This is a genomic window from Roseateles sp. P5_B10 (assembly GCF_056400485.1).
Genome location: NZ_JBFULE010000667.1, coordinates 1 through 2,935 on the forward strand (window position 1 = coordinate 1; position 2,935 = coordinate 2,935).

3 protein-coding genes and 1 pseudogene are annotated in these 2,935 nt (G+C 63.3%); 2 read left to right on the forward strand and 2 right to left on the reverse strand.

Annotated elements, in window-relative coordinates; translation table 11 throughout:
- Together AC1DU6_RS25655 and AC1DU6_RS25660 are read right to left on the reverse strand one after the other, a co-directional pair.
- Positions 1-1,434 (reverse strand): NADP-dependent isocitrate dehydrogenase (locus tag AC1DU6_RS25655; RefSeq protein ID WP_477860555.1); only part of this gene is annotated, 1,434 nt, incomplete at its 3' end.
- A gap of 229 nt (positions 1,435-1,663) precedes the next feature.
- Positions 1,664-1,855: pseudogene (locus tag AC1DU6_RS25660) on the reverse strand (cold shock domain-containing protein); the annotation flags it as partial.
- 195 nt (positions 1,856-2,050) lie between these two features.
- On the opposite strand from AC1DU6_RS25660, the gene clpS reads away from it, so the two are divergent.
- Both clpS and AC1DU6_RS25670 read left to right on the forward strand, forming a co-directional pair.
- A complete protein-coding gene (gene clpS / locus AC1DU6_RS25665; protein WP_477860557.1) occupies positions 2,051-2,431 on the forward strand; it encodes an ATP-dependent Clp protease adapter ClpS in 381 nt (126 codons plus the stop codon).
- Positions 2,428-2,935 (forward strand): Clp protease N-terminal domain-containing protein (locus AC1DU6_RS25670; RefSeq protein ID WP_477860559.1); only part of this gene is annotated, 508 nt, incomplete at its 3' end. The genes clpS and AC1DU6_RS25670, both read left to right, overlap by 4 nt.

The following is a 2,935-nucleotide window of genomic DNA, read 5'->3' on the forward strand; positions in this document are numbered from 1 at the left end:
CGTGACGGCCAGCTTCACCCAGTCGCGGACGGCGGCGTCCTTGCACTGGCACATGCGCCAGATGTCGCCCTGCTCGACGTCCTGGCTCATCAGCACCTYGCCGGTGGCGAGATCGGTGATGTTGGCCACGCCGTCCTCCGGGATCTCGAAGGTCTTGTCGTGCGAGCCGTATTCCTCGGCCTGCTGAGCCATCAGGCCCACGTTGGGCACCGTGCCCATGGTGCGCGGATCGAAGGCGCCATGCCATTTGCAGAAGTTGATGATCTCCTGGTAGATGCGGGCAAAGGTCGACTCCGGCATCACGGCCTTGACGTCCTTCAGGCGGCCATCGGCGCCGTACATCTTGCCGCCGCTGCGGATCATCGCGGGCATGGAGGCGTCGACGATGACGTCGTTGGGCGAATGGAAGTTGGTGATGCCCTTGGCCGAGTCCACCATCGCCAGTTCGGGGCGGTGTTCGTGGCAGGCGTGCAGGTCGCGTTTGATCTCGTCCTGTTTGGCGCTGGGCAGCGTGGCGATCTTGGTGTACAGGTCCACCATGCCGTTGTTGACGTTGATGCCGAGTTCGTCGAACAGCTTGGCGTGCTTCTCGAACGCGTCGCGGTAGAAGATGCGCACGCAGTGGCCGAACACGATGGGATGGGACACCTTCATCATGGTGGCCTTGACGTGCAGCGAGAACATCACGCCGGTCTTGCGCGCGTCCTCGATCTCTTTCTCATAGAAGGCCAGCAGGGCCTTCTTGCTCATGTACATCGAGTCGACGACCTCGCGGTCCAGCAGCGAAACCTTGGCCTTGAGCACGATGGCCTTGCCGCTCTTGGTGATGAGCTCCATCTTCACGTCGCGTGCGCGGTCCAGCGTGATCGATTTTTCACCGTGATAGAAGTCGCCGTCATGCATGTGCGAGACGTGCGAGCGCGAGGCCTGGCTCCAGTCGTCCATGCGGTGCGGGTTCTTGCGGGCGTATTCCTTCACCGCCTTGGGCGCGCGGCGGTCGGAGTTGCCTTCGCGCAGCACCGGGTTCACGGCCGAGCCGATGCACTTGTTGTAGCGCGCGCGGATGTCCTTCTGCTCATCCGTCTCGGGCTTTTCGGGGTAGTCCGGGATCTTGTAGCCCTTGTCCTGCAGTTCCTTGATGGCGGCCTTCAACTGCGACACCGAGGCGCTGATATTGGGCAATTTGATGATGTTGGCTTCCGACTTCAACGTCAGCTTGCCCAGGGCGGCCAGGTTGTCGGGCACGCGCTGCTCTTCGGTCAGCAGTTCCGGGAACTGGCCCAGGATGCGGCTGGCCACCGAGATGTCGCTGCTGACGACGTCGATCCCAGCCGACGCCGCGAAGGCCTTGACGACCGGCAGCAGCGAGGCAGTGGCCAAGCGGGGGGCTTCGTCGGTCAACGTGTAAACAATCTGGGTCTTTTCGGCGGTCATGAGCGTGTTCCGGTAGATGGCAATCCGTGCTGCACACAGCGCCAGGAGGCGGCGCGCAACACGTAACTCTAGCAAGCCGGGCGCGCGCTTGCTGCGCGTGCCCGGCGGCGCCAATGCAAAAGCCCCGTGGCGTCAGGCCACGGGGCTTTTGATTTGTGAGCTCAGCTCRGGACGCCAGCTGGGGCTGTTGCTGCTGCTCGGCGGCGCGTGCAGCGGCTTCCATCGGCGTGATGTTCTGCRCAAGCTGGCCTTTGGGGCCCTGCACCAGGTCGAACTGCACCTGGCTGCCCTGCTTCAGCGTCCGAAAGCCTTCCATCTGGATCGCTGAAAAATGGGCGAAGACATCATCTCCGCCGGCTTCCGGCTCGATGAATCCGAAGCCCTTGGCATCGTTGAACCACTTGACTTTGCCCAGTGCCATCATCTTGTCTCCATTCTTTGTGGCACCTCCTGGGGAGGCGGAGGCAGATTCTGGTAGCGCAATAAAAAGCGTCAATTCGGGACCTTCCCGGCCGGGTTCACCCTCAGAACCTTCCGCCCCGCGCTTGCAATTTCCAGGAGCGTCGCCAACTGCCCGCGGTCGGCGAGGGGAAGCCCCCGTCGATAGAATCCCGACATGCCTGTGCTCCCCGTCTTTTCACCGCGAAACCAGTCGCCCCCGCCCCCGCCCGCGCCCCCTCTGAAGCCGGGCAAGGACGAAGGCGAGGGCGCGGTCGTCGTCGAGCGGCAGACCCAGAAAACCGAGCCCCCCCGGCTCTACCAGGTTCTGCTGCTGAACGACGATTTCACGCCGATGGAGTTTGTTGTCATGGTTCTGCAGGAATTTTTCCGGCATGACCTCGATACGGCGACGCAGATCATGCTCAAAATCCACCACGAGGGTCGCGGGGTCTGCGGTGTGTTCACCAAGGRCGTCGCCGCGACCAAGGTGGAGTTGGTTCTGGCCGCCTCACGGCGTGCCGGCCACCCCCTGCAGTGCATTATGGAGGCCGCATGATTGCGCAAGAGCTTGAAGTCAGTTTGCACATGGCGTTCGTCGAAGCACGCCAGCAGCGGCACGAATTCATCACCGTCGAGCACCTGCTGCTCGCTTTGCTCGACAACCCCAGCGCCGCGGAGGTGCTGCGCGCCTGCGCGGCCAACCTGGACGACCTGCGCAAGAGCCTGACGCAGTTCATCAAGGAAAACACGCCGATGGTGGGCGGCAGCGACGAGGTGGACACCCAGCCCACGCTGGGCTTCCAGCGTGTCATCCAGCGCGCCATCATGCACGTGCAGAGCACCGGCAGCGGCAAGAAGGAAGTGACCGGCGCCAACGTGCTCGTCGCGATCTTCGGCGAGAAGGATTCGCACGCCGTCTACTACCTGCACCAGCAGGGCGTCACGCGCCTGGACGTCGTCAATTTCATCGCCCACGGCATCAAGAAGACCGATCCCGAGCCGCCCAAGAACCCCGAGAGCCAGGCCCCCGGCAGCCAGGAAGGCGAGCGCGAGGAAGGCG